Below are 274 nucleotides of genomic sequence, written 5' to 3'. Positions count from 1 at the left end.
CGATACCAATCATGCGATAGGAATTGACGTGGGATTACATAAGTATGCCGTTCTTTCTAATGGCTTAGAATATGAAAACCCTAGATTTCTCCGTGAAAAAGAAAAACAACTAAAGAAAGCAGGGCGGAAACTTTCTAAGAAGAAAAAAGGTTCTGCTAACTTCATAAAACAGGCCGAGCGTGTTCGCAAGCTACATGAAAAAGTAGCGAATCAGCGCAGGGATTTTCTTCATAAACTCAGTTACAATCTTGCGAAAGAGTATTCCGTTATCGCT

Annotated in this window: 1 protein-coding gene; it reads left to right on the top strand. The window is 39.4% G+C overall.

Annotated elements, in window-relative coordinates:
- Positions 1-274: transposase (locus MR076_RS26170; protein ID WP_242225439.1), on the top strand; the 274-nt coding region annotated here is incomplete at both ends.

Source organism: Bacillus cereus group sp. BfR-BA-01380, assembly GCF_022663535.1.
Taxonomy (GTDB): Bacteria; Bacillota; Bacilli; order Bacillales; family Bacillaceae_G; genus Bacillus_A; species Bacillus_A cereus_BB.
Note: the sequence above shows the minus strand (reverse complement) of the source record. Positions and strands in the feature narration are given on the sequence as shown.